Here is a 26736-nt window from a genome sequence, read left to right as displayed (position 1 = left end):
ATTAATTTCGCGGTTTAACGAACGGGAACGCTAGCACCTGGCGGATATCGCATCCCATCAGCATCATTGCCATGCGATCCATTCCTAGTCCCAATCCGCCCAGGGGCGCCATTCCTAGTTCCAAGCAGTTCAAGAAGTCTTCATCCAGGCTCATCGCTTCCGGGTCACCTGCGGCCGCCGCTAAGGACTGCTGAGTAAAGCGTTCCCGCTGGTCACGAGGGTCGGTCAGTTCGGAATAGGCAGTTCCCAGTTCCATCCCGAAAGCCACCAAATCCCAGCGTTCAGCTAGGCGGGGGTCTTTGCGGTGCCGGCGAGTAAGCGGAGAAGAATCTACCGGAAAATCGCAGTAGAAAGTAGGTTCTACCGTGCGCGCCTCTACTAACTCGTCGTAGAGACTGCCGATTAGAGTCCCGCTGGTGGCACCGGGAGGCGGGGTGAGGTGGTGCTGGGCGCATAATGCCCGCAAAGTTTCCTCATCGGTGTCGGGGGTAACCGAGGTGCCTACTGCCTGGGACACTGCCTCGAAAACCGAGATCACCCGCCACTCACCGGAGATATCCACCTCCACTAATTCCGGGTCATTACTGCTAGCTGCGGCGCCTTCCGCGTTTACCGGACGCAAAGCGATTTCTTTACCGTGGATTGCTCGGGCTGCGGCCTGGTAAAGCTCGCGCGTTAGGGTCATCATTTCCCGATAGTCAGAGCCAGCTTTATAGACCTCCAGGGAGGTGAATTCGGGGTTGTGAGTGGCGTCTGCGCCCTCATTACGGAAAGAGCGTCCCATCTCGAAAATCGCGCCCATACCCGCTATTGCCAGCCGTTTTAGATACAGTTCCGGGGCAATCCGCAAGAACATGTTCACCTGGTAGGCATTGGAATGAGTGATGAAGGGGCGAGCATTGGCTCCTCCCTGCACTGCCTGCAACATAGGGGTTTCTACCTCGAGGAATCCCCGGTCAATCAGTTCTTTACGTACCGTACTCAATGCCCGGGAACGCGCCTGCAGGCGGCGCAAATCGGTAGCATCATTCAGCAAAGTCATAGTGCGTTCGCGGGTGCGAGTAGCACTGTCCAGGCGGGCAGCAGGGTGCGGCATAGGGCGCAGCGCTTTGGCGGCCAGCGTCCAACTTTGGGCAATTAAAGAGGGGGTGCCGTTGCGGGAAGCTCCAGTATTGCCGCTAACTACTAGCAAATCTCCCAGGTCAAGCAGGCGTAAAGCTGCAAATTGCTGCGGGCTAAGATGCTGTTTTTCTAGCACCACCTGCAGGTAGCTGCCTTGGGAGTACAAATCCCAAAAAACCACGCCTCCGTGATTTCGCCGGGCCACAATCCTTCCGAATGTGCGAATCTCTTTGCGCTCTCCCCCCGCCTGAGCCGTATCTACCTGGGTTTTTGCCTGTTGTAAGGGGATCCCTAAATCAAAACCTGCCGGGAAGGGCTCTATTCCTGCCGCACTAAGTTTTTCAGCTTTGACGCGCCGGGAGCGCTGCTGTTCGCTCAGCTTCACCTGTAACTTGGCGGCCGTATATTCGCTGCGCAGTGCTTCCAACTCGGCCAGATACTTACTATTTACTTCCCAATCGAAGGGTTCCCCCTGCAAGGCGGCAGCGGGAGCCGGCACGAATCCCTCCAGCATTCCCGCCGCTATCAACACTAAAGGCACCATGGGATCGGAGAGGAAACAGAAGTAACGCGGCAACCATTTAGGGTTGTAGCGGGCATTGGATTCATAGAGGGACTCTAGCTGCCATACCCGCGAGGCTTTCACAAAGATTGCCCGCTTGAGCCGGCGGTTAATGGTAGCGTCTACTGCCTCGCCCTCCACAAAAACTTCCCTAAACATGGCGAAGTTCAAGGAAAAACGTTCGATGCCTTGTTCCGAACCCTGTTGCAGCAGGGTTAAAACCATGGCTTCTACTACCCCGTTAACGGCATTTTCTGCCCGGCGCATCAAGTTGAGTGATACCGCCCGCTGCCCCCAGGGAACGAAAGTAAGCAGGCATTGCAAATTTCCATCTTTGCCGCGGGCAGTCACGATTAGTTGTTCGCCCTCTTGGGGTGCAAACATTCTATCTAGGCTCATGGAAAAACCGCGCTCATCGCCCCGGCGGAACAGCTCCGCGCTCATGGCTACTTCGCGTAATTCGGCGGGAGAAAGCTCTTTTTGTCGCCTAATCTCGATTTCAACTCCTGCACGCGCCACTCTTCTTTGTGCGGCGGCAAGGGCGCGTCCGGCACTGGAGTTTCGTTCAAAACGGTCGGGACTGATGATGGCTTCATCCCCCATTTTGCGAACCTTTAGACCTTGGCGGCGATAGACGCGTGCGCCTTGGGCGCTGACCGAGATTACTGCGGGCACCCAACCTTGGCGATAACAGTATTCTTTCCAGCGTTTAACCGCGTTATCCCATTCGGAGGGATCTCCAATAGGATCTCCGGCAGCCAGCGCCACCCCCAACGCCACCCCGTAGGAAACTGCTGCCTCACCATCGTCACTGAAAACCACCGCCCGGTTATCGCGGGTCGCGTAGTAACTTAAAGAATCATCTTTACCCCATTTTACTAGCAGGGCGCGGAGAGCCAGATCTTCGCTGCGCGTGCGGGCTTTTGCCCGTTGCCCCAGGATGAAACGATTGGCCGCAACCAGCATCACCAGGCCAGAAAGCATCATGATGAAGAAACCGAGGACGCGGAAATCTCCCTGATGGGCAAAGGCGAAGTGGATATTGAGGCCGCGATGTAAAGGCACCCCGGACATGCGCCCGTAAACCCATAGCGCCAGCGGGCTATTTACCCAGCTCCTGGGGGCGATAATCCGAGCTACGGCGAACCCAATCCCGAACACCAGCAGTTGTCCGCTTAACAAAATAACAATGGCTTTCCAGGCGGATTGGAAGTTGATTTTTCCCCAGAAACTGCGCGCTGATGCGAATAAGATAGCTAGAATCAGCGCGCCTATCACCACATGCAACCCGAAGATTATCTGGTCTGTCGGGCCAGAATCCGGGTCGGAAAAAGAAAATATGAGAGCGACTAGATACAGCAAGGCGTGCAGGGCATGCAGCGCGATGAGGACGATAACTCCGATTCGCTTGCGAGAAAAACAGAGCAGACCCAAGAAAGCCAATAGCACCGCAGTGCTTAACGTGGCGGTGGATGGCACCCCGAGAGTAGTTAGTACCAGAAACGAAAATTGCCCGAAGCCACTACCTGCGGTATAGCGTAGAGGAATCATTACTAGGCAGAACAGAGCCGCAATGGTATAGACCCAACCTATCCAGGCGGGAACTCGCTGACGCCACGAACTATTCAGTTTTTCTTTGCTAGCTAATACCATTTAGATCTCCACCACTACGGGCACAATCATGGGGCGGCGGCGCAGTCGGCGCGCCACCCAACGCCCCAGCGCGCGGCGCATGGCCTGTTGCAGACGATAGGGATCGCTATCGCCCTGATTTAATGCTCGTTGCAGCGCCTCGGTCACGTCCGGGAGCACCTCGCGGAATACCCCCTCGTCCTCAGCCATTCCCCGAGCAGTGATATGGGGACCGGCCGCAATAATCTTGGTGGGCAGATCCACGGCCGCAAATACGGAAACGAAGCCTTCCTCTCCCAAAGTCATCCGATCTTTTAGCTGATCTTCATCAATCTCCCCGATGGATCCGCCATCTACATATACGTATTCACAATCGACTTGCCCGACTACCTGGGCTTTCCCGTCTTTGAGGTCGACTACTACCCCGTCCTCGGCCAGAGCCACGTTTTCTTCTGGCACCCCGGTGGCTTGCGCAATCCGTCCGTTCGCGATTAGGTGCCGGATTTCTCCGTGAATCGGCATCACGTTCTTGGGTTGCACAATGTTGTAGGTATAGAGCAGTTCCCCTTCGGCGGCATGCCCGGAAACATGTACTGCGCGGTTACCTTTATGTACAACATTTGCCCCTTGGCGCATCAGCGCGTTAATCACCCGGTAAACCGAGTTTTCATTCCCGGGAATCAGGGAAGAAGCCAACAGCACTGTGTCGTCTGGTTCCAAGGTCACAAACCGGTGCTCACCTTGGGCAATCCGCGAGAGCGCCGCCATGGGTTCGCCTTGGGAACCGGTTACCATCCACACCCGCTTCTTAGGGGGCAGCTGTTTCATTTCATCGATGCCCACTACTACTTCGGGATCCAAATCCAGGTATCCGGCTTGGGCGGCGATGTTCATATTGCGTTCCATAGAACGCCCCGATAGACACACTTTGCGCCCTACTGCGCGAGCAGCATCTAGCACCTGTTGCACTCGGTGCACATGGGAAGCGAAGGAGGCCACGATTACTTGCCCGGTAGATTCGGATAGCACCTGGCGGATGACCGGACCGATTTTGCGTTCGGGTGCGATAAAGCCGGGAACTTCCGCGTTAGTGGAGTCCACTAAGAATAAATCCACGCCTTCTTCACCCATGCGCGCAAAACCGCGCAGGTCGGTGATTCTTTTATCTAGAGGCAGCTGATCCATTTTGTAGTCCCCGGTGACCAGCAGGTTTCCGGCTTTGGTGCGGATCATGACCGCCAAGGCATCGGGAATCGAGTGGGTGACTGCCAAGAATTCGCAAGCGAAAATATCTAGTTCTATACGCTCACCCTCGCTGACTTGATGCAGATGAGCCGCACTTAGGCGATGTTCTTCCAGTTTGGGGCGCAGGAAATCTAGGGTCAGTTTAGATCCGTAGATGGGGATGTCTTCGCGCAGACGCAGCAGGTAGGGCACCGCCCCGATATGGTCTTCGTGACCGTGGGTGAGCACCAGCGCGACTACGTCATCCATGCGTCCTTTTAGATAGGAAAAGTCCGGCAGGATCAGGTCAACTCCGGGTTGGATTTCTTCCGGGAAAAGCACCCCGCAGTCGACAATCAGGATTTTGCCATTCAGCTCGATTACGGTCATATTCCGTCCGACTTCCCCCAGACCTCCCAGGGGAACAACGCGGATGGTGCCAGCTTTCAGCTTCGGCGGTAAAGGAAGTTCAGGATAAAGCGGATTCACGTTTCTAATTGTTCCGGCTTTGCGCCCCTATGGCAAACTTGCGCGCGCACTAGGACTGGAATAGTCCTTTGGTGGCAGGTAGCCGGGAAGAAGCCCTAAGGGTAAGCTCTACCGAACGTCCTATGCGCTAAGGGTGGTGAGGAGGGCGTCCCAAAAAACTTTAAAGCAGACCGAAGCGGTCCAGGGTGGCACGTAGCTGCGCGATTTCCTCTTCGCTGGCCGGAGCGAGCGGCAGGCGCAGGGTGTCGGAGGGGATCACTTTTTGCAGGGCGAGGGCGTGCTTGACCATGACTGCCCCTTGTCCCCCTCCCATTAGCGCTTTCACCAGGGGTTCTAGTTCTAGGGAAAGCTGTAATGCTCCCTGGTAGTCGCCGTTTTCTACCAGCTGCACCATTTTTTGGTAGCTGGGGGCGGCTACGTGACCAACCACGCTGATTACCCCCACCGCGCCATGGGTGAGCCAGGAATAGTTGAGGCCGTCATCACCGGAGTAATAAGCCAGCCCGGTTTCATTCATGCGACGGGCGCCTACTTCTACTTTGCCGGTGGCGTCTTTGACCGCCACGATGTTTTCGATTTCAGCTATACGTTTCAGCAGGTCATCACTGATAGCCACCCCGGTGCGTCCGGGAATATCGTAAAGGGTTACCGGTAGCTCAACCTGGGAGGCCACTTTCGCGAAATGTTGATAGAGACCTTCTTGGGAGGGACGCGAATAGTAGGGGCTGACCAGCAAGATTCCATCTGCCCCCGCCTCCTGGGCACTACGCGCCATCCGCACCGAATGTTCGGTGTCATTAGAGCCGGCACCGGCGGTAATGAAAACATCGTCCCCCACTGCCTGCCGGGCAACCTTAATCAGTTGCTCTTTTTCATCTAGGTGGGTGGTGGGTGATTCTCCGGTAGTACCAGACAGCACCAGGTTATTAACACCCTGGTCTACCAGGTGTTTTGCCAGGTTTCCGGCGGCATCATAGTCTACGCTGCCATCTGGGTGAAAAGGGGTAGCCATCGCTACCCCGACCTGACCTGCTAACCGAAAAGTGTGCTCTGCATTACTCATGGTTCTACTCTACCTGCCCCCACTTGGCGATTATGCTTCCGTCCAGGAAACGGGCGGAAAGGGTTAAAGATCAGTGAACCACAGGTGCTGCACCATAGATTCGTGTCCTACTTGTAAACCTTGACGCAGCCCCGCAGGCGCGAATCCACATTCGGAAAAGAAACGGATCTTTTCGGCTGCCTCGGCCGCTAACCAAATCTGTACTCGGCTAGCCCCGGATAGGCGCAGCATATCGGCAACCGCATTTACTAGGCGGGAGGCATCTGCCAGATTGTTTTCCCAATCGGCGACCTCTAAAGCCACGATTTCGGCATCGGCATTCTTGTCAGCCAGGGGCGACTGCTTCGGTTTAAACAGCATTTTGGGGGCAGGCGCCAACGCTGCCAGCCCCACTACCTGAGTTCCGGATACTGCCGATAACAGGTGATGTTTTGGGGAGGGCGGGTTTTCCAGCGCCTGCTGCCAGGCTCTAGCGATTTCACCGGGATCAATCAGCGCTAGGGTTTGTGGGCCGACCTGTCCTAGATGAGATTGCAGATCCGCGTGCATGGCTTGTGCCTGGATTTGCCCCCACGCTGGCATATCTTCACTTTTCGCCAAACGCACTGCGTCTTGAGCGGCAGGTGACAGCGTCACTTTAGATCCCTAACTCCATGACTTTATCCAGCCCGACTGTCAGCGGCTGGGCGGAGCCGACTTTGCGGACAGCCAGCAGCACTCCCGGCATAAAGGAGTAACGATCAAAACAGTCGGTGCGCAGCCGCAGCTGCTCGCCGGGATTACCCAAGATTACTTCCTGGTGGGCATTGGCGCCCAATACCCGCAGAGAATGAATCCCCACGTCACCAACTTTCATACCCCGCGCACCCTCCGGGTCGGTGGTAGTAGCATCGGGAGCTGTAGGCACACCCGCTTTTTGCCGCGCCGCCGCCATTTCTTGCGCGGTTGCCAGGGCGGTTCCACTGGGAGCATCCAATTTCTCAGGATGATGGGTTTCCACGATTTCATTAGAGGCAAAGAACGGTGCTGCCAGTCGAGAAAACGCCATCACTAACACCGCTGAGAGCGCAAAGTTAGGGGCAATCAGCACGTTACGTCCAGTTTCGCGCGCCACTTCCAGGATTTTTACCTGTGCATCCTCGTCCCACCCGGAAGTACCGACCACCGCATGGGCTCCGGCGCGCAAAATCGCCGCGGTATTAGCAAAGCTGGCGCTGGGGACGGTGAACTCCACTGCCACCTCGGCTCCCGCCAAACTTTCGGCAGTGATCTGGTCTTTACTGCCCAAGCGCGCCACTAACTGCAGGTCATCGGAGTCCTCAATGGCTTCACAGGTAGTCTGCCCCATCCGCCCGGTAGCACCCACTACTGCAACCGCGATTTTTGCTGCCATCTAGTTCACGCCCTCGGGTTTATTGGCGTTAATAATCTCCGCTTTATCGGGGCAAATCGTTTGCCCCGCTATTTGCAGATTGTTGTACCATTCTTGCCGCAGATCAGCAGAATCAACCTTGGTGTAGATATCGGACAAAGTCTGTTTATTGGCGGCAGAATCTGGCTGCTTGGTATCTAGCAAACCGCACAGCGACTGCACCGGACCTAGCACCAGTTCCGCAGTGCGTTGGTCATAGTGGTTCTTTTCCATAACCTGTTTTACGAAAGAGTTCTGCGTTTCGCTGAGGTTATCTTTGGGGGTGAACGCCACCGTCGGGGTTTCCGGAGTGGCAGGGGTAGTCACCGGTTTAGATACCGAACTGGTCACCTTGGGATTGGTGCTTTTCTCATGGGTGGAGGGCGACTGCGCGGAGGGCGAACAAGCGCTCAACAGCGCCGCGGCGGCAATAATCGGAAAAAGTTTCTTTAGTTTCACCCGTTCAGCTTATGCCACCGCCGGACTTACCACGACTTTTACCTGTGGTGAGCCGAGGAATTGCCCTGCCAAAACAGCAATATCAGCTCCGGTTACTTCCCGAAGCGCCCTATTTAGCTGCTCAATAGTGCGCAGGCGCCCTCCGTTGACTTCGGAGCGTCCCAGGCGCGCCATCCGAGCGCGGTTATCGTCCATGCCCAGCAGCACTCCCCCGCTGAGCTGGCCTAAAGCCTCAGAAAGTTCTTGCTCACCGACGGGATTATCAGCGAGTTTTTCTAGTTCCGCCGCTAGCAACTGTCCTACTTGCGCTAGATTTGTAGGCGCGCACCCGGCGTAGAGGCCGAATGCTCCGCTATCGCTATAAGCGGAGTCAAAGGCATAGGTAGAGTAGGCCAGTCCCCGTTTTTCCCGGATTTCTTGGAAAAGTCGAGAGGACATTCCCCCAGAAAGTACCGTAAGCAGCAAACTTAGGGCGTCACGTTGCGGGTCGTTTGCAGGCAAGGAACGGGTTCCCAAAATTATTTGCCCCTGTTCCACGGTTTTTTCTACGGTGCAGCTTGAGTGAGCGCCTGGCTCCGGCCGGGTACGCTGGGGAATTTTGGGATCTGTTTGTTCGGGCAGTTCCCATCCGTTTTTCTCGGCCGCCGCTAAAATCAACTGCGCCAAGCGATCATGTTCAATGTCGCCTGCCGCCGCCACTGTCAAATGTTGGGGCTGGTACCAGCGCTGATGGTGGGCTTTTACCGCCTCTAAGGGGGTGGCAGCCACGGTTTGCGCAGTCCCACCTACCGGCAGTCCCAAAGGAGAGGTGGGGTAAAGCTGCCCCAGGAATTTTTCATAACACACGTCCTGGGGATCATCTTGTGACATGGCCAGTTCGTCCAGGATAACTGCCCGTTCCAGTTCGAAATCTGCGGGCGCCAAAGTGGGGCGCGCCAACATTTCGGTAAGCACTTCCACCGCCATCGGCAAATCGCGGGAGAGCACCCGGCAGTAATAGTGAGTGGATTCTTTGGCAGTGGCAGCGTTTAGTTCCCCGCCTACCGCGTCGAATGCGCGCGAAATTTCCCGGGCATCACGAGTAGCTGACCCTTTAAACAGTAGATGCTCGAGGTAGTGGGTGGATCCCAAATGGTCGGGGCCTTCATCGCGTGAACCTGCCGGTATCCAAAATCCCAGCACTACCGAGGGCGAAGCCGGTACCTGTTGAGTAATCAGGCGAATACCGCCCGCAAGTACCGAACGCTCAATCAGGGTTTCACCTTCGTTAATGCGCAGGCGCGGCGCTTTAGCTGACAGCGGCAGTTCATAATAATTTTTTTCAGGCAATTTGTCCCCTAAATATGTTTGGAGTCTATTCGCTTTAGCGTCCCGGTTTTTCTTTATGGCTCCGAGCGGCACTGGCTTTAGCTTTCGTGGTTTTCTGGCTGCTAGCAGGGATTATTGCGAAAGAACAAACAAACTGCAGCAGGGTAAGAGCGCTAAAAATCCCCAGCGCCAAGGTCAGTAGCTGTGCTTGGGAACTCCCGCTAGCAAACGCATAAATCAAGATGACTAGGGTGACTATTAGCGCCACTAGCAGCGCCCTCCCCCAAAAGCGGCGGGGAGCAAGTTTAAAGACTAGGCGCAGACCTGCAAACACCAGTAGAAACGCGCAGGCTACCGCAGCGAAGATTAACGCCAGGAATACGGTTAATATCTGCAACAGTCCCGCCTCGCTATGGGCAGAAACTGCCACTAAGGCAAGGGCAGAAAACAGACAAAGAAACAGTCCCACCCCGGCGACTACCAGGTCTAAGAATCTACGCATTATTAATGACTTTCTAGATTATAAAAGCAGGCGAGGGCGAGATATTCTCGCCCTCGCCAACTGTTCTTAGCGATTATTCGCCGTCATTATCTGCTTGCTCGTCGCGACGGTCGTCGCGACGATTGTTGCGGTGACGACGGGTACGATTCCGCGAGCGACGAGGACGATCTCCGTCCTCGGAGCGGCGAGATTCCTGCTTAGCCTCATTTTCGGCTAGTTCGGCTTCTTGCTCTTCGCTGAGGACTGCGCCTAGCGAAAGTTTGCCGCGCTCGTCGATCTCCTCGATCTCTACCTGCACCTGGTCGCCAACGTTTAGCACGTCTTCAACCTGGTTGATGCGCTTGCCCCCTACCAGGCGGCGGATCTGCGAAATGTGCAGTAGTCCGTCCTTGCCGGGGGTCAGAGAAACGAAAGCCCCGAAGGAGGTGGTCTTAACCACCGTTCCTACGAAACGTTCCCCTACCTCGGGCATTTGCGGGTTAGCAATCGCATTGACGGCTGCCCGGGCGGCCTCGGCAGATTCGGCCTCGGAGGAGGAAATATAAACGGTGCCATCGTCTTCAATCACAACTTCGGCTCCGGTGTCCTCTTGGATCTGGTTGATCATCTTGCCCTTGGGCCCGATGACTTCACCGATCTTGTCTACCGGCACCTGTACGGTGATGATGCGCGGCGCATAGGGGCTCATTTCGTCCGGTTCCGGAATCGCCTGTTCGATCAGGTTCAAGATCTCTAGGCGAGCTTCCTTCGCCTGCGCTAGCGCGCCTTTCAGCACGTCAGAGGGGATACCGTCTAGTTTGGTATCCAGCTGTAGGGCGGTAATGAAATCGCGAGTACCAGTGACCTTGAAGTCCATATCCCCGAAGCCGTCCTCGGCTCCCAAAATATCGGTGAGGGTCATGTACTTGGTGGTGCCGTCCTCGTTCGGTTCGCTCATTAGCCCCATGGCAATCCCTGCGACCGGCGCTTTCAGCGGCACGCCCGCGTTCAGCAGCGAAATCGTGGAGGCACAGGCTGAACCCATTGAGGAGGATCCGTTCGAACCCATAACTTCGGATACCTGGCGGATAGCGTAGGGGAACTCTTCCTTGGAGGGAAGTACCGGCTCTAGCGCCATTTCTGCGAGGTGACCATGCCCGATTTCCCGCCGCTTGGGGCTGCCTACGCGCCCGGTTTCACCGGTGCAATAGGGCGGGAAGTTGTACTGGTGCATATAGCGTTTGCGAGTCTCCGGCCCCAGGTTGTCCAGCTGCTGCTCCATGCGCAGCATATTCAGGGTGGTTACCCCCAGCACCTGGGTTTCGCCGCGACGGAAAATCGCGGATCCATGCAGGCGGGGCAGCACTCCGGCGCGCGCATATAGCGAGCGAATCTGGTTCGGCTGGCGTCCGTCCATACGTACACCCTCGTTCAGGGTGCGGGTACGGATTAGCTCTTTTTCGAGGGCGCGGAAAGCAGCTTTTAGCTCTTTCTCGCCTTCGGGGAAACGCTCTTCCAGATCGGCGAGCATTTTGTCTTTGATTTCATCAACCCGGTCTTGCCGCTCGAGTTTTTCAGCAATCTGTACAGCCTGGTCGAGCTGTTCACGGCAGTTTTCGGCCACGGCATCCCAGTGTTCGTCCTCGAAGTCTTTGAACAGCGGGAACTCTAGGGTTTCCTTCTGACACTTGGCTGCTACCTGCGCCTGTGCGCGGCACAGTTCTTTGATGAAGGGCTTGGCGGCCTCCAGGCCTTCAGCTACTACATCTTCGGTAGGCGCGGTCTGTCCCTGCTGGATAAGATCCCAGGTACCTTCGCCGCCACCGGCCTCGACCATCATAATGGCGACGTCTTCGCCGCCGTCAGCGGTCTGAATAACCCGTCCGGCAACCACCATGTTGAAGGTGGCGCGTTCCATTTCGCTGAACCGCGGGAAAGCTACCCACTGTCCATCGATTAGGGAGATGCGGGTACCGCCGATCGGCCCAGAGAAGGGCAGACCGGAAATCTGGGTGGACATGCTGGCGGCGTTAATGGCCAGCACATCGTAGGCGTCGTCCGGGTGTACGGTCAGGATAGTTTCCACTACCTGTACTTCGTTGCGCAGCCCTTTTACGAACGAGGGGCGCAGCGGACGGTCAATTTGGCGAGCAGCGAGAATCGCTTCGGTGCCGGGACGGCCTTCACGCCGGAAGAAGTTTCCGGGGATACGTCCGGCCGCGTATTGACGTTCTTCCACATCAACAGTCAGCGGGAAGAAATCAAACTGGTCGCGCGGGCTTTTACCTACCGTAGTGGCAGATAAAACCGTGGTTTGATCATCCAGGTAAGCCAGCGCACTGCCGGCAGCCTGTTGGGCGAGTAGGCCAGTTTCGAAGCGCACCGTGCGCTGTCCGAAACGACCGTTATCGATGATTGCCTCGGAGGCAATCACTTCTGGATCGTCCATCATTTTCTTTTATTTACTCCTTGTATTCCATCTTCTAGGGCCTATGCCCTCCTGAGAGCTATCACCTTGCGATGGGCGGTCAACGATCGAGACCCACGGAGATTAGCGACTAGAAACTGCAGCGCCCTATCCGGAGGCCACCACCGAAGACCGAAACCTGGGTGATAGCAATTCGGCCCGGCGTAAACCGGGCCGATATTTCTATATTAGTGACGCAAACCTAGACGGGCGATCAAAGAACGGTAACGTTCGATGTCGATGTCTTTTAGGTAGCCTAGCAGGCGGCGCCGCTGCCCCACCAGCAGCATTAGTCCCCTACGGGAGTGGTGATCATGCTGGTGAGATTGGAAATGCTCAGTTAGATCCGAGATCCGCTTGGAAAGCAGCGCGATCTGAACCTCAGGCGAACCCGTATCACCGGGATGGGTCGCATATTCTTCCATAATCTTGGCTTTTTCTTCTTTACTCAGTGCCACTGGGTTCTCCTTTACTTCTACTTGTTGCACGGAGCACCGGGGCAGTTTCACCCGGGCATGACGCATCCGTGGCCGGCTTGTAACGGCTCTACTAGCCTAACATCACCGCAGCTCGCTATGCTATTTTGACGCTGGTGAACTAGGACACGCGCGGCAGGTGGTACGCCCTAGCCCGCGCGGAAGGCACTGGACATTTCGCCCTCCGGTTGGGGCATCCGTCCGTCTTTGATTGCCCGCAAGAATTCGGCGTGGTCGGCCTCGGTCTGGTCGGCGTAAGCGCGGGCAAAATCAGCTAAAGCCTGCCCCGGTTTATCGGATTTACCCAGGTAGCCGGCAATCATAGCGGCTCCGTGGGTGCGCGCGTGTCCTTTCGCTAGCAGCAGCCCCACGATTCCCGCATAGTCGCATAGGGATTTGGCGCCCAGGCGATCTAAAGGCACGGTTCCTTTCATATTGCGGAACTGGCGCACATAGTATTGGCGTTCGCCTACGCTCGCCCAGCCCAGCAGCGGATCCGACACGGTTTGCAGCGCTCGCTGGTATTCCACGACTCGTTCACCCTGGTGAGAGTGCCATTCTTTGGAGCCATGCACATATTGCGCCAACACGGAGCGGCGCGCCTGTTTGAGCTGCAAGAAGATTACGTCCGTGGGAGTGGATCCTTGTAGCAGCGCAATATAGGCGCGCAGCCCTACTGACCCTACGCCTACTACCCGTTGCGCGATATCTACCAGGGTGTATCCGCCCAGCATCCGCGCCCACTGGTTTGAAATCGTGTGCAGGTATCCGTCGAGGGCGCGTGCCAAAGCATCCCAATCATCTTGAGAGATTCTGGTGGTCAGCGGAGGTTCGGGGGTAATCCGCAGGCTTCCTTTTTCTTCTTGCGCAAACTTGGGGAGCACCCGATCCGAGGTGCGCTTCACGGCTTTAGCAGCGGCGCGTTCTATTTCTTTTACCAGTTTCGGGTTCAGCTCTCTTGAGTTGAGATTATCCAGGTCAATGCGGTTGAAGGCACGCTCAAAGAGGGGACGCCCCGCCAGGTAAGAGATTTCGTCCCGGTAGGCATTTACACAGGCGATTACGGCATCACTGCATTTGGGTTCGGAAAGATTATTTTCGCGCCCCGCCACGTGAATCGAAGCGGTTAGGCGGCGCAGATCCCACTCCCAACTGCCGGTATGCGCCTCATCGAAGTCGTTGAGATCCATTACCAGTTCCCCTTCGGGGGAACGGTAAAAACCGAAGTTTCCCAGGTGGGAGTCCCCGCAAACTACCGGTTGGATACCGGTGGCAGGCAGAGCGGCAGAGTCGGCGGCTTGGACTACGGCGGCTCCCCGCAAGAAACCGTAGGGCGAGGACGCCATCCGCCCTACCCGAATCGGAACCAGATTTTCTACTCTGCCCTGGTGGGAGTCTTGAATCAGGGCGATAGGGTCACGATCCGGTGACGGCACCCAGGCCGCCAGGGAACTAAAGGGGACGGTTTCGCGCAGCGAACGCCCGTATTTATAGCGCTGTTCGCGCGGTTCAGGAGGAGCGAGCAAAGATCGATACTGCACCGGAACATTCATGTTCTAAACTCTATATTCTTTAGGTGTTTTCCGCTGATATTGACATGTTTTCAGTGGTTAAAAACGGCGTTACCCTGTTGGGCTGGAAGTCGCCTAGACGGAGGTTCTGCCGTAGTTATATAACGTTGGTGACTGGTTGGCTGTAGGCTTTGAGGTCTTCCCAGGAATCTGCGCGGGCGGTGTCATTTTCGTAGGCGATTAAGTATCCCCACTTTTGCCCCTCGTAGGCGTCCTCGGCAATCAAACGCCGCACTAATGATTCTGCTGCTTTCCGTTTGTCTTGCACCTGCTCATCATCGTGACCACGTTCTGATTTGCCTTCGATAATCCAGTACACGCCATCACTGTCGCGGGCAACAAAGTCTGGGAAATACCGATCTTTAGAGTTGTAGTGCACAAAAGCCTCATCTTGCCGGTGCAAACGGTGCCACCACTTGATCCCTGGTGAAGTATTTAGCAGCTTGGCCAGTACATATTCGCCACTGTAAGAATCAAAAGATTCCTCAGCGAAAAGGGACTTGAACCAGCCCCTATAAACCCGTCTCTGTACGAACTGTTCACGGCTATCAATCTGGTCATAAACTATTTCACCTGGCTCCAAGGTGTATCCACTACCCGGCATCGTTTTGGGGTGTATTTCTAACTCTGTAGGAGCGGCGCGCGAGGTTGTATCTACATACTCTTTCACCAGGTTGTATAACTCATCGCGTGCAGATGCCAGCGATTTCACCGTCCAGCCCGTGAAAGTCACGCCTTTCATAAACGTTGGAACCAGCAACTCAGATACGTAGAGAACGTCTTGTTTTGTCTTGGGGACAAGCGGCATGTCCATCACCAGTTTAACCAGGCCTTCTTGGGCATCAGCATCATCAACATGAAGCGAGTCTACTTCCGCGCTTTCCCGATCTTCAGCCTTTAGTTTCTTACCTAACACGGCAACGATTTCCTGACGAAATAACACGTCACCAGTAGAAGTAACCCGCCGTGCTGCCTGCTCGATCTGCTCAGCACTAATCTCTGACAGGTGAATAGGGGTTGGGCAAACAGAAATGGTGGTCACCGGGAACTGGTAACTCACTCCAGCAAACTCAGGGTTACGTGTAATCGTAACTGACTCCAACACCGGGCCTTCATCTACCCCAGATTCACTAATAGTGCGAACTCTCACCCCAGGCTCCCCAGGCTCACCAACTGGCACCGAACCTTCCTGCCCTGCAAACACGCCCGCACCCTCCCCAAACGAGAAAGTAGTATCCACCGGCACCCCGGTAGACTGGCTGGCGCTATCACCGCCAACGCCGGCAGGAACGGCAGAGTTTTCGCCACCAGCACTTCCAATAGCCACACGCACCCTACCTACATCTTGGCTGGCTACCGCTTCTTCCAAACCAAATTGCTGCAACACATTCTCGGCAGCCAACAACTCCTTAAACGACTGGTGAGCGATAATATCCAACTGGTCAATCTGCCCTATCCCCGTATACTTGCCGAACGGCAAACGCAACCCGCGCCCCATGGTCTGCTGGGTCAAAACCTCCGAAGCCATCGCCCGCAGCGTTACCACCACGGCAATATTCTTAACATCCCAACCCTCTTTAAGCTTATTAACACTAACCACCGCCAACACCGGCGAATAAGGCCGATCCAACTCATCAAGCAGGCGCTGAGTTGCTTCGTCCTCATGCTTAGAATCCACCTGCAACACCGCATCAGCCTTACCCAGGTATTCCGGGGTACGCAACAAATCAGCTACTTGGGTCGCGTGCTCCACATCCGAGCACACCACGAACGCCACCGCATTCACATGAGCGCGCTCTTGCTTCTTCGCGTAAGCATCGTAACAGGTCTGTTTAATCTGGCGAAGCTGCAAGGCATCCCGCAACTGCTGCTCCTCAGATGCCTCATCCGCGCCATAGCCATTCTTGCGGAACGCCAACACCGGAGCCTTCACATACTTATCCTGAATAGCTTTATACAAGGGATACTCAAAAATAACCTTATCTGTCTTCCTGTCTACCGAGGCAGTCAAACCAATAGCCGCTGCCGGATCCAACTCTTTAAGAGCCGCGTTAAACGCTACCGCGCTCGCACCGTAAAGATGCGACTCATCAGCAATCACCACCAGGTCATCAAGATTCTTAAGGTAATCAAAAAGCACCCCCGCACTCTCATCAAACCTGCGAGGCTTGCGCCGCATCGCATCCTGAGTGCCACCATGAGTATCCCCATCCACAGACTTAGGCGCAATCAACTGCTGGATATTGAAAATAAACGCCAACAAAGGCACCTCGCGCCCAAAAGCCAGCTGCGCCGGGCCATTCTGGCGAGCCACCCACGCCGAATAATCCTGGGGCGTAACCACCTGCGGAGGTACCCCAGAACCAGCGATATAACGCGGCGATCCCGGCGAGAAATTCTGTACCGTCTTCGCCTGCACCGTCTTACCAGGGGTAACAATCATCACGTTACCCACACCCTGCCGGCGTAAATACTCCACAAACGCCGCCATCAAATAGGTCTTCCCCACCCCGGTCGCCAGGTTCAACACCTGCATCACCGCCGGGTCATAATCCCCATCGAGAGTAAACACCAGCTTGCGCAGTGCCTCTTTATTAGGAGCCCGCAAATCAAACTGGGCGCTAATTTCTTCCAGCATGTCGGAATCAAAACCAATATTAAGCCGATCCGCCATTACCGCTCACCCCCTGCGCTGTAAGGAAAAACATCATCCGGCACGGCAACCACCCGTGAACCTTTCACCGCTTTCCGTAAATGCTGTCGCACCCCATCCATCACGCTGGTAGCAGCCAACACAATCGTCTCACCCGGCCGCACCTGCGAAGCCAACCAATGCACGATTTCAACGGTTGCTACCCCTTCAACCACTTTCAATAAAGAATTGCCGCGCCGACCGTCAAACACATAATCATCATCGGGATGCAACAAAGAGAACCCCAGATTCGCCGCTACCGACTCAATCAACACCTGCCCAGTCGCCGCCGCCGTCAGCATCACCCGACCCAACTGCGGATCGTAATCAAAGCAAGCCGGCGATAAGTGCGCCACCTGAAAACCGCCACCCCCACGCCAATTAACCACGTCTTTCGAGCGGCGAGTCTTCACCATCTGCTTAACTGCCCGAATATCCGCTGACTTCTTCAGATCAGGACTTTCACTAATTGCCTTATTGAGCAGCGAAGTTAGCTTCTGCGCATCATCAGCACTTAACCCCTCAGGTAAACCCTCATCGGTAGCATCCACCCGCTGCCCTTTAGTGCGAGTGATACCACCCGGATCGCTGTCGCTAACTACTTTCTCTAAACGAGGCTTCGTGAAACGGTTAAAAGTATCCTCAACCAGCTCACAGGTCACCCAACGCCGCCCCATCTTCTGCGCCACCGCCGCCGTAGTACCCGAGCCAGCAAAACAATCCAAAACAATATCCCCCGGATTAGAACCAATATGAATAATCCGCTCCAAAAGACGCTCCGGCTTAGGGGTAGAGAAAGGAGTTTCATCTGGGAAAAGAGATTGGTTTTCCTTTTTCGCTTCGTCAGTGTGTCCGACTTCGCTATACGGCCAGATACTTTGCGGAATACGCCCAGCAACATTAGACAGATAGGTTTTGCGCCTAATAGCTCCCTTACCGTCCCTAGTAAGCCAAAAAACTGGCCAAGGTCCACCATCTTGAATTTCCTGTGCGCGTTTCACGCTGGACGAGTTAAAGTTCCGCAAAACAAGTGGATGCACATCATCACGTAGTTGCACACCAGGGGGTTCTATTTCGCGTCTTTTTGCCATTTCCTCAGGAGTGTTATCCCCATAGACATAGTCACCCCACCCTTGCATAATTTCTAGAACTGTTGATTGCGCGTAACACCAATTTGCAGATGTTGAGGGATAAAGCATTTTACCGGTAATCGGATGCTGAATCCCATACACGCCAGGGTGCTGATATTTACCAGCTGCATGACGCGCGTGCGGATTGTCGTTAGCCCACGATCCTGCTGGATCATCATCCGGATTCTGATAGGCAGAATTCATTGAACTTGTTCTAGGAAGCCTATTTACCTCAAACGATGATGACTTTCGGTAGATAAGAATAACGTCTGAATCAATCGATACTCCTGATCCATTATTTTTGGGGCTGTAGGTATTTTGCCAATATATTTCAGCCACGAAATTCCCAGCACCGAACACCTCGTCCATCAGCAGTCTCATCCTGTGTACCTCGACATCGTCTAGGTGCACCCAAATAGATCCGTCCTCACTCAAGAGTTTCTTTAAATGCAGCAACCGGTCACGCATCATCGTCAGCCACACGGAGTGTTCCAGGTTGTCCTCGTAATTGGCGAAAGTCTGCGCGGTGTTAAACGGCGGGTCAATATAGATCAGCTTCACTTTGCCCACATATTTTTCCGCCAGCTCTGGCACCCGGGTAAGCGCCTCCAGCACGTCCCCGCTCTCTCCCAAAATCAGCAGGTTATCGTCTTGTGGCTCTAGGTCGGCACGCTCAGAATACTCAAACTCCTCACTCTTTTGAGTTTGCTTACCCTCAACGTATTCGTCATAGACCAGGGTGTGGGTTTCACAGTAACGCGGATCCGCAGGATCAACCCAGGTATAGCCGTATTTGCCGGTCTCGGTAGGAATCAGAGCCTTGTCCTTGTTGTACCAAGTAAGTTGCAGGCGTTGTTGCGACATCTAATAGCCCTCTCCCTTGCGCGCCAATGAAAACACTTCCCAGATACCCTGATATTACCGCCCCAAGAACCCCACTCCTAAGCTCCCTGCCGGTTTACACGCTCTACCGTGTATCATCTAGCTTCATCGTGGTGCCTGGTGGCCTCCAGGGCTCTCGCAGCGAACTTGTCAAAATCGGATTGATATTCCACGTCTTGGATTACTCGATATTTTTCCAGTTCTTCTTTGGCTCTCTGGTCAGCGATTTTCTTGGAGATTTTCCCGGCGCTGTCTAGGAGTTCGCGACTATCAAGAGTGAGTACTTGGTTCAGGAATTCTTCCCATTCTTCCATGGTGGTGCGAATATGCCGCTTGGCACGTGATTCTGCCAGGTTTAGATAGGCTTCAACGATTCGTCCTAAATCGGCCAATTCGTCTTTCGTGAGGTAGTTTTTGGCGACGGTAACATCGCTGGCTAGAACTTTCCCTTCCGGGGAGTTTTTCCAAGTCGTTAACCCCATATGTGGTTTGGCGGCATCAGCTCGCTGGGTAATCAACTCGGCAGCGGTATGACCATGCACCGCGTAATGCAGTTTGTTTTGAACGGCAGCAAAGAATGTTTTTGTTGTGGGGGCGTTGGGGTTGTAGTCGACTGCAGTGGCGTAGATGTCGGTTATTTTTTGGTAAAAGCGGCGCTCGGAGAGACGAATTTCGCGTACTTCTTGGAGTAGTTCCTCGAAATAGTCGTGCCCCAGTATCTTCCCCGACTCCATACGGTCGCGGTCAATAATATAGCCGCGCAGAGTAAAGTCGCGAAGCACTGCGGTTGCCCACTGCCGGAACTGGGTGGCGCGAATAGAGTTTACGCGGTAGCCGACCGAGATAATCGCGTCTAGGTTGTAATGTTGGATTTGGCGAGTTACCTGGCGAGAGCCTTCTTGGCGAACTACTCGAAAAATTCGAGTAGTTGCCTCTTCCGCCAGCTCGCCGGACTCGAAAATCTGTTGCAGATGATAGGTGACTGTGTTGCTTTCTACGCCAAACAGCTCAGCCATCAGGGCTTGCGTTAACCAGATAGTGCCGTCCTCATAGCGCACTTCCACACCTACACCGGACTGAGCGGTAAATATCAGAACCTGCCCGGAATCATGCTTAATTATCGTCCGAGAACTGGCCTTTCCAAGGCTTTTTTCAGCTTTACTATTCTTCGTCATACCGTTTTTCTTAACCATCCTTCGATTGAGGTTTTCCATTCGCAAATCATCACTAACTCGCAAACCGTCACTTCTGAGTCTGAACCGACTGTTCGCGCCGCGCGGTTCTCACCCTCCCCCACTAAATCCAAAGGATTGTTTCCGATAGCAAAATGGGTTCCGGTGGCACATTTCTCCTGTAAAGATAAAAGCTATTCTTTAAAATCTATCTCGACCTCGGCGGCGTTGTAGATATCCAAGCGGTTTTGTATATCCACCTTGTTCACAATCCAACCACGCAGTGAACACTTTTGAATGAACTCATCTATACGGTTCACGCCATCCATTTCCCACAAAGTAACCACTATCCCAAACCGCAGATTTCCAAATGGGGCACTCGCAGGATTATCCCACCGGCTGGTCTTGCGGATTTTCAAACCCCACATCTGTGTTCCGTATGCCTTCCTACCGCGCTGACCGTTACGAAAAACCTCACCGATATGTTTGACGTTATCCCACTTGCGGTAGCTATTACGCGCCGTAGCCTCAGTAGTGTAATCATCATTTTCACCTTGGCGATTATTGTTAAGTGCTATCAAACTACCCTTGTCGTCAATACGCCCAAAGTGTAAATCCAATTCAGTACTGGTATAGTCCACGCCTTGACGACGGTCACACGGGGGAAAATAGCACAAGGTGGCACGGGCAATATACGGGTGCTTGCTGTTTACGACCGGCACTGGAATACCAAAGTTATAAGTCTCGTAGGAATCAGCAACCCCAGTCAAGACAAATTTAATTTCATCATCTTTAGACTGAACCACGTCCTCTATACGAATAGGAACCTGACCATAGCCTCGCTTAGAATCCTCAAGAAAATCCCATCCCGCAGCCGCGTCAATTACCAGTGCTTTGGCTACTTCACGATTAAATCCCATTACCTGCATCAAATACGTCATTTTCCGTGTTATCCACGGTGCCGCGAAAGAAGTTCCCTGTACCCAAGAACCCCCGTTTCCTGCATAGACATACATGAGACCACCGGTATCTCCACCAACTGCGCAGACGTCAGGTTTTTTGAAAAATTCCAAGACGGGACCACTTCGAGAATAACTAGCAGTTTCACCTGAAAATGAGGTTGCATTTACAACTAAGGAATTAATTGAATCAGCAGGAGCCCCAATTTTCTGCTGCTTTTCATGGGTTTGATTAGTACCCGCCACTACAAAAACAATGTCATCAAAGCGAGACTGCAATTCGTCCAGAATAGCACCCTCGGGAGATACAAAGTTACGCGCTACCTCTCGCACAGAACCCTGAGAAATGTTCCATACTTTAATGTCACGGTTCTGTTCCACGATACTTTTCACGCGCCTCATGAATGCAAACGAATCCGACCGCGACCCGGTAGCGACCCCGAAGTGTCGCACCCGGAAACGACCACAACCGTCATCCAAGTCCGGTACTAGACTCGGACCGTCGACAATAAGCGATGTAACTTTTGTCCCGTGAGCATAATCCTCCGGTCGTATTTCAATTTCAGGGGGAATCCGATTTATTGACTCCACCCAATCGCAGAAATACGCATTTTCATCAAACGGGGTATCAATAACTCCGATAATGGGTTCATTACCAGCTTTAGGTATATCCAAAGGATTGATACCCGCCTCATCGAACTCTTCGGGGGTCAATTCGGAGATATCGGAAATCGCCATCGATACCAGGAAGGGATATTTCCCTATCAATACACTGTATTGCTCCGGGCTCAGCCGGAGAGCGCTTCCCAACACCTGGTCAGGCGTGACTCTTAAACCCAAACCATCTAGAAAATCGCGAACATCGCTGTAGCCGGTATCGTAAAGATTTACAACTACCCAGCCGTCAACTGCCTCCTGCTGAGCACGTATGCCGAAACGCTCAGCGAAATAAGCATCCCTGATTACCTGGAAAAAGCTGCTCTTCGGCAGTTTATAAATCCACTTATTTTTGGAAGTCTTTTTTATTTGCTCCAGTATTTCATAATTGATAGTGCCACCGTGTTGCTCAACAATTGCTGCGCAACTATCCAAAACATCGATGGAATCATCAACCGTGGTTTCGCTGACACAATAAGTAATCACATGGTGGGTGTTCTGGTAGTTCCCCTCGAAGCAGGCTCCTACAATGGAATTACTAGCCCTAGAGCTACCTCCGCCGAGTAGGCGGCGAATCCGGTTACTTTTAGCCGTTATTTTTTTATAGTAAACGCTGATCAAGGGATCGAAGGGTATCTGCTTTTTATGCCAATACTCCTTTATTTCCATCAGCTGTTGACGCAAATCTAGCAGGTGCTTGGCAGTAACTTCCCCATTCTTGGGTAGTTGAGGCAAACCCGGTCCGCGAGCACCTTTGGTTTGGAACTGGCCTTTAAGCTGAAGCAGGTTATTCACCACGCACCTCCCGTAGTTCCCGGGAAATAGTTGTCTTTGGCACCTGGGAAAGCACTTCAATTTCTCGCAACGTGAAACCCTGCTGACTCAGTTTTGCATAATCTCTAATAGAAGTATCTGGACAAGCCTGAGAGTAAAGACGGCGCAGATAATCGTAGAGATCACCCGGTTTACTGAAGGCAAGCGAAGTTCGCAGCATATTCTCAAGTTCTCCCGGATAGGGAATCTCTGGCATTTGATTCATGATTTTTCGGAACAAGCGCATATTGCGTGCCACATTTTTGAACTTGTCCAACAATCCACTCAGCATCACTTCGGAAATTTCTAACAGGTCATCCCGGCTGTAGCGACCAAAATCAATAATGGAATCAAATCTTCTGACGAGGGCTTTATCTAGCTCCTCATAAAGATTTGTAGTGGCTATCAATACCACCTGTTCATTTAGAGAGTCGAGTTCCTTTAATAATGCCGAAGTAGCTCTCCCCATTTCCCGGACATCATGGTGGTTTACCCGGTCGAGCGCTAATGCATCTATTTCATCGAACAAGACCACTGCTTTATCGGGATGCCGCATCTCGTTTATTTCTGCAAAAAGGCGACCAATATTCTTGCCCGTTTGCCCAAGTTTGCTATCAATAACCGCGTTAAAATCGACCAGATAAAGGTCACGATTAGTTATTCTGGCGATTTGACGAGACGTTTGGGTCTTCCCCGAGCCCGGGGGGCCTTGGAACAAAAACTTATTCACCCCAATATTGTGGGATATTGCATTGCATACACCGGTCACGTCCATGGCTATAGCGTCCGGAAGAGGCAATGGCGCTGAGGCAGACTCCAGAGGCCGGAGAAAATCTTTTCCGCCCTCCCCTAGCGTTTGTGGAACAAAAGCGTTAGCGTCCGAAATAAGAGCCATAATATACGCGGCTAACTCCACGTCACCGGCAACCTCAAAGTCACGAGCGATTTCTGACGCCTCGGCGCGGAAGGCCGATTCATTTTTATCTTCGTGATACCTAATCAGATTGATAACATTGCGTTTCTTCAAGCCGTCCCCTTTCGTTACCCGCAAGCATAGGTACAATTTGGAACATATGCAAGTAATTTGGGACAAGAATTCAAATATTTACACAAATTTAAGGCTTTCTTGCTGGTAGAAGCAATTAGTAATAATTAATATCTTCGGATAAAACACACCCCGTATCCAGCGCACCCAGGTCCCCGGTACTCTTCCCGACTTCCCCGCGGAGTAAACTCGCGCATTCTCAATGTGGCAAACTCAAGTTATGAGCACCACCTATACGGCTGTTATGAAAGACCGAGGGCGGTTGGTTATCCCCTCTAAGCTGCGCCGGAAACAAAAATGGGAACCAGGCACCCAGCTGCTGATGATGGAAACGCCGCACGGAGTTATCACCATGACTGTGGAGCAGGCTAAAGAGCTGATAAAGAGACAAATTGGGGCGAGCAGCCTTGTTGAGGAACTGATCGCGGAGCGCCGCAGCGCTGCCCAAGACGTAGCAGTCCCCTAAGGTAACCCCTCTGCCTCGCCCTCGAAAGATACCTCAACGCTAACGTCCTTAACGCCAATAAAGCCCGGGGCGCGAACAAAGGGATTGAGCAAATCCGGTACCTTTTAAATTTAGGGAAAATGAGCGAAACTATTTAAGTCGAAAAGTGGAGTTTGCCAGGTCAAAGGGCTACTTTCTTGAGTTCAAAGCCCGATCCGGCTGGCGTTTCAGGGGAAAGGGAACGATGATTTTACGAGTTGTCCTGGAAGGACTGGTGCTGGGCGCGCTGCTGATTCTGCTCTGCGCCATCGGCATCCGCAAAAGCCCGGTTAATATGGTGTATCTTTACCCTTCCCAGGTGCAGGAACGGTGCGTAAAGTTGGGATTGACCACGCATAATAAAATCAAACGCGGCCGCGCGATTTTCAAAGCAATTTGCATTCCCGGCTACATTATTTACACGCTGGTCTGTGTTTATGCGATAAATGACACCCGGGGGTTCCTGGCAGGCTTTTGGCAGATAGCGGCAATTTTATTCATCACTAACCTCATCGACCGTTTCTTGGTAGACGAATACTGGGTGGGACACACCAGGGCGTGGGTTATCCCTGGTACCGAGGACTTACAGCCCTACATTAGACTCCGCGACAAGGTCATCAAATGGCTATTCGGCACGGTCGGGGTGGCAGTTTTGGCAGCCATTCTCTCTGGTATAGCCACACTTATCACCCGCTGAAGCTAAAACACTTCCTAGATGCGCCGAAGCCCCCTACCGCCCACACAGGGCTTGCTTGTACAGGTTCGCGAGCACCTCGTTGCCGGCAGCGGTGGGATGGGTTCCATCATCTACCAGGTATTCCGGATGCCCCTCGGTGGCCGCCCACCAGTCAATGATTCCCACATTCGGATTGTCCTTAGATAGCCGGTTAAACACTTCATTATTCATATCTTGCAAAGGATACGGATTGCGGATGGTCACTATATACATGGGCTCGCCCTCGGCACTGTCGATCAGGTTTTGCGCCAGCAAATCACCGCGCAGCGCCGCATTAGTTCCCAGGGCATACACCAGGACGCGAGGATGAATCCCCTGGTTGTGGTAGTTGGCAAGTATCTCCGGGCCGCTTTGAATCTGGCGGCTAACTGCCCCATCCACTACCGCCTGTGGCAACACTTTCTTGATGGCGGCGCTTGCCCCCTCGGTTATCGAATCGCCAATAATCAGCACATCTGCGTTGCAGCTGCCGGTTTCGGGATCGATCTGCCACCCGGTGGTATCCAGGTTACGGGGAATCTTCTTCGCCACCGGTTTCATCCCTTTGGGGGCTTTATCTTCTTTCGCGCGGCTGTCTTTATCCTTATTTTCTTGCTTTTCTGATTTCGAGGACGAGACGGAGGCAAGTTCTGGGCGCAACTGTACGGCTCGGTCTTTAGCTATCTGCTGCCAGTTCGCAGGATAAAAAGCCAGCGTCCCCGCTACCACCAGTGATAGCGCCGCCAGTACCGCAAACACAGTTAGCTGCACTTTACGCAGCCAGCCCTGCGCCCGAAGTTTCGCGCGTTTCTTTTCTCCTGGTTTTTTCCAAAGAGAACTCAGCAAGGTGGCGGGCGCTTCTGCCAGGTGATAGAAAACTTCCGCGGCAACTGCCACTATCAGTAGCTGCAAGAGTTGCTGCCACCAGGAGGGCGGAACTGTGCGGGTAGCCGGATTCAGTATCAGCAGGATTGGAAAATGCACTAGGTAGAGGGCGAAGGAGCGGGAACCCAGGTAGTTGAATACTGGGTTGCTTAGCAGTTTTGAAATTAGAGAGCCAGCGGAGGCCGCCGCCCCGATTATCACTGCACTGAGGATTGCCGCCAGCAAGAAACCGCCGAGATAAATCGCCGCGAGTTCCCCATTTCCCAAGATGCTGAAGACTATTAACCCCACTAGGCTCCCGACTGCCAGCACCTGCAGCAGCGCGCTCTTACCGGTCTTCGCCTGAGAAACAGAACCGGAACCCGGTGAAGAAACCTGCGGGAAAATAAACGCTAAAAATGCGCCCACCAGCAGTTCCCCTGCGCGAGTATCCAGGCCGTAGTACGCGTGAGTAACGCCGTTTCCCTGCAGCCAGAAGAAGGCCATGGCCGCCGTAGACGCCAGAATCAAGACCGCGGTAATCGCCGGAGCCGCGCGCCTGATTTTTTGCAACAAGTAAACAATCAGCGGCCAGATTACATAGAACTGCGCGAGTACCCCCAGGAACCAGAGGTGGGTGAGCGGGGACGGCAGCCCCGCCGCCGCGAAATAGGGGACGTTGCGAAAAATATAGAACCAGTTGCTGACAAATAAAGTCGCCGGTAGGCAGTCGCTTTGCACTTTCAGCAGCAGGCTGGGGGCGAATAGATAGGTCAGGACGGCGGCAAGCGCAATAGTGATAACTATCGGGAAAAATAGGCGCCAGAAACGCCGCAGCAGGTAGCGCCGGTAAGAAAAAGTTCTCTTATCCAGGGCGCTGATAACGCTGCGAGTAATCAAGAACCCGGAGAGCACGAAGAATACGGTCACCCCGATGAATCCGCCGGGTAACACGCTGGGGCGCAGGTGGTAGAGAACTACCGCCACTATTGCTAACGCGCGCATCCCGTCCAGTGCTTTGATCCTTGTGCTTGGGAGCCTCCGAGGAAGGGCTTTCC

The 26736-nt window shown here is 53.7% G+C and carries 19 protein-coding genes; 2 read left to right on the top strand and 17 right to left on the bottom strand.

The features are described from left to right. Position 1 precedes the first annotated feature (1 nt). From lysX to KO216_RS03180, 16 genes are all read right to left on the bottom strand, one after another. The gene (gene lysX, locus KO216_RS03255) at positions 2-3337 is read right to left on the bottom strand and encodes a bifunctional lysylphosphatidylglycerol synthetase/lysine--tRNA ligase LysX (RefSeq protein WP_215522892.1); all 3336 of its coding nucleotides are present in this window, start codon (positions 3335-3337) and stop codon (positions 2-4) included. Next, entirely contained in the window at positions 3338-5029 is a 1692-nt protein-coding gene (locus KO216_RS03250; protein ID WP_215522891.1) for a ribonuclease J, read from the bottom strand. It abuts the gene before it with no gap. A 160-nt stretch (positions 5030-5189) separates the two neighbouring features. Beyond that, positions 5190-6092 carry a 4-hydroxy-tetrahydrodipicolinate synthase gene (gene dapA, locus KO216_RS03245; RefSeq protein WP_215522890.1) on the bottom strand — a complete coding sequence of 301 codons (903 nt, stop codon included), beginning with the start codon at positions 6090-6092 and terminating at the stop codon, positions 5190-5192. Positions 6093-6155: 63 nt separating this feature from the next. Beyond that, a complete protein-coding gene (locus KO216_RS03240; protein ID WP_215522889.1) occupies positions 6156-6728 on the bottom strand; it encodes a GNAT family N-acetyltransferase in 573 nt (190 codons plus the stop codon). 1 nt (position 6729) lies between these two features. Continuing rightward, a complete protein-coding gene (gene dapB, locus KO216_RS03235; RefSeq protein WP_215522888.1) occupies positions 6730-7485 on the bottom strand; it encodes a 4-hydroxy-tetrahydrodipicolinate reductase in 756 nt (251 codons plus the stop codon). Further along, a complete protein-coding gene (locus tag KO216_RS03230) occupies positions 7486-7962 on the bottom strand; it encodes a hypothetical protein (RefSeq protein ID WP_215522887.1) in 477 nt (158 codons plus the stop codon). Between the two features lie 9 nt (positions 7963-7971). After that, the gene (locus tag KO216_RS03225) at positions 7972-9291 is read right to left on the bottom strand and encodes a M16 family metallopeptidase (protein WP_215522886.1); all 1320 of its coding nucleotides are present in this window, start codon (positions 9289-9291) and stop codon (positions 7972-7974) included. Between the two features lie 34 nt (positions 9292-9325). Further along, on the bottom strand, positions 9326-9772 hold the full coding sequence (locus KO216_RS03220; RefSeq protein WP_215522885.1) for a hypothetical protein: 447 nt from the start codon (positions 9770-9772) through the stop codon (positions 9326-9328). Between the two features lie 73 nt (positions 9773-9845). Continuing rightward, the gene (locus KO216_RS03215) at positions 9846-12200 is read right to left on the bottom strand and encodes a polyribonucleotide nucleotidyltransferase (RefSeq protein WP_374047510.1); all 2355 of its coding nucleotides are present in this window, start codon (positions 12198-12200) and stop codon (positions 9846-9848) included. Positions 12201-12406: 206 nt separating this feature from the next. After that, positions 12407-12676, bottom strand: a complete 270-nt coding sequence (rpsO, locus tag KO216_RS03210; RefSeq protein WP_071129636.1) for a 30S ribosomal protein S15 — start codon at positions 12674-12676, stop codon at positions 12407-12409. 167 nt (positions 12677-12843) lie between these two features. Then, positions 12844-14247, bottom strand: coding sequence for a DUF2252 domain-containing protein (locus tag KO216_RS03205; RefSeq protein WP_215522883.1), 1404 nt, complete (start codon positions 14245-14247; stop codon positions 12844-12846). Between the two features lie 115 nt (positions 14248-14362). Further along, a complete protein-coding gene (locus KO216_RS03200; RefSeq protein ID WP_215522882.1) occupies positions 14363-16939 on the bottom strand; it encodes a DEAD/DEAH box helicase in 2577 nt (858 codons plus the stop codon). Beyond that, positions 16939-18951 (bottom strand): site-specific DNA-methyltransferase, encoded by a 2013-nt coding sequence (locus KO216_RS03195; protein ID WP_251451774.1) that lies wholly within the window; start codon positions 18949-18951, stop codon positions 16939-16941. The genes KO216_RS03200 and KO216_RS03195 overlap by 1 nt, the downstream gene beginning before the upstream one ends. A 113-nt stretch (positions 18952-19064) precedes the next feature. Next, on the bottom strand, positions 19065-20144 hold the full coding sequence (locus KO216_RS03190) for a virulence RhuM family protein (protein ID WP_215522881.1): 1080 nt from the start codon (positions 20142-20144) through the stop codon (positions 19065-19067). 191 nt (positions 20145-20335) lie between these two features. Then, the gene (locus tag KO216_RS03185; RefSeq protein ID WP_215522880.1) at positions 20336-22552 is read right to left on the bottom strand and encodes a S8 family peptidase; all 2217 of its coding nucleotides are present in this window, start codon (positions 22550-22552) and stop codon (positions 20336-20338) included. Continuing rightward, positions 22545-23597: an ATP-binding protein gene (locus KO216_RS03180; protein ID WP_215522879.1), complete on the bottom strand. Its 1053-nt coding sequence runs from the start codon at positions 23595-23597 to the stop codon at positions 22545-22547. The genes KO216_RS03185 and KO216_RS03180 overlap by 8 nt, the downstream gene beginning before the upstream one ends. Positions 23598-23835: 238 nt before the next feature. On the opposite strand from KO216_RS03180, the gene KO216_RS03175 reads away from it, so the two are divergent. After that, a complete protein-coding gene (locus tag KO216_RS03175; protein WP_215522878.1) occupies positions 23836-24081 on the top strand; it encodes an AbrB/MazE/SpoVT family DNA-binding domain-containing protein in 246 nt (81 codons plus the stop codon). 223 nt (positions 24082-24304) lie between these two features. Beyond that, complete coding sequence (locus KO216_RS03170; RefSeq protein WP_215522877.1) at positions 24305-24796, top strand: hypothetical protein; 492 nt, start codon at positions 24305-24307, stop codon at positions 24794-24796. Between the two features lie 33 nt (positions 24797-24829). Here KO216_RS03170 and KO216_RS03165 read toward each other — a convergent pair whose 3' ends face one another. After that, positions 24830-26683, bottom strand: a complete 1854-nt coding sequence (locus KO216_RS03165; protein ID WP_374047500.1) for an acyltransferase family protein — start codon at positions 26681-26683, stop codon at positions 24830-24832. Positions 26684-26736 lie beyond the last annotated feature (53 nt).

It is taken from the genome of Varibaculum prostatecancerukia, assembly GCF_943169825.2.
Taxonomy (GTDB): Bacteria; Actinomycetota; Actinomycetes; order Actinomycetales; family Actinomycetaceae; genus Varibaculum; species Varibaculum prostatecancerukia.
This window is presented reverse-complemented; position numbering and strand designations above follow the sequence as displayed.